Origin of the sequence: Chryseobacterium pennae (genome assembly GCF_003385515.1) — a bacterium.
Taxonomy (GTDB): Bacteria; Bacteroidota; Bacteroidia; order Flavobacteriales; family Weeksellaceae; genus Chryseobacterium; species Chryseobacterium pennae.
This window is the reverse complement of the sequence record NZ_QNVT01000068.1, coordinates 1-1371: the sequence shown is the minus strand read 5'-3', so window position 1 is coordinate 1371 and position 1371 is coordinate 1. Positions and strand designations below refer to the sequence as shown.

2 protein-coding genes are annotated in these 1371 nt (G+C 35.2%); both read left to right on the top strand.

The annotated features are described in order from the left end of the window. The coding region (locus DRF65_RS28155; protein WP_317126222.1) for an ISAon1 family transposase N-terminal region protein at window positions 1-404 on the top strand (404 nt) is incomplete at its 5' end. Between the two features lie 19 nt (window positions 405-423). Further along, complete coding sequence (locus DRF65_RS28150) at window positions 424-1356, top strand: ISAon1 family transposase (protein ID WP_115974013.1); 933 nt, start codon at window positions 424-426, stop codon at window positions 1354-1356. Window positions 1357-1371 lie beyond the last annotated feature (15 nt).

Genomic DNA, 1371 nt, shown 5'->3' with positions numbered 1-1371 from the left:
GGATCAGTGCTAAAAGTTGTGGAGGAACAAATAAGAGATTAACTTTGAGGATGCATATTCCCGACGAGCTATTAAAATTATTGTTACCTGATTTTTTGGTTGAGCACTTTGATATTAGCAATGTAGATGATATTGAAGGGATCCTACATATTGATTTTGAAGAGAAGAATATTATTCCTGAAGAGTTTTCCCATCGTCCCTATCAATCTAATGGCTTTCATTCCGCTATTATTGTTGAGGACTTTCCCTTAAGAGGTAAGCAGGTTTTGCTTCATGTGAAAAGAAGAAGATGGATTGATAAAACCACAGGAGAGATACTCCAGAGAAACTGGAGCTTAATTGCGAAAGGAACCCGAATGACTCATGACTTTGCTGAGTTTTTAAAAAAAATTAGCAGATACTAAAGCTCTTTCCTGCAAAACGATTGCAGAACTTTACGGACTTAATGGGCGAAAATTCCAGAGGCAGTACAAAAATGCTCTCAGTAGGTTTGAATCCTGGCCAGAGAAAGATCACGCTGAATATTGGCTCATTTTTCCTGAAAATATCTCAGAGGAATTGTCCATTGATGAAGTCTGCTTATCAGATGGAGAACTCTATACTATACTCACTTCCAAGAAGGGGAAAGGTAAAAAAGGCAGTATTGTAGCCATTGTGAAAGGTACTCGGAGTAGTATTGTTATAGAACATCTATTAAAAATCAATAGAAAACTTCGGATGATGGTAAAAGAGATTAGTCTGGATATGGCTGGATCAATGAAACTTATAGCTAAAAGATGTTTTCCTAATGCTTCTCAGGTGATAGATCGTTTTCATGTTCAAAAACTCGCTATAGAAGCTATTCAGCAGATTAGGATACAACATCGTTGGGAAGCTATGGAAATGGAAAATAATACGTTTGAAGAACCATCCAAAGAAGTTTTAGAAAATGGAGATACCCGGAAACAACTTTTAGCAAGGAGTAGATATTTACTTTATAAAAGCCGAAAGAAGTGGAGTGAATCCCAAAGACAGAGGGCTGCCATTCTTTTTACTCAATATCCTGACCTTGAAAAAGCTTATCATTTAGTTGATGGACTGAGAAAGATTTACAATCAGAACATTACAAAATCTGTTGCTATGACTAAGCTTGCCCATTGGTTCAAAAACGTAGAAGAAGCAGGGTTTAAATCATTTTCTATCTTAAGAAAGACAATAATGAATCATTATAGAGATATTCTAAACTTCTTTGATAAGAGAAGTACAAATGCTGCAGCTGAATCTTTTAATGCTAAAATCAAAAACTTTAGATTACAGCTCAGAGGAGTAAAAGATAAATCTTTTTTTCTTTTTAGATTAACCAAACTTTTTGCGTAATCCACAACTTTTGGT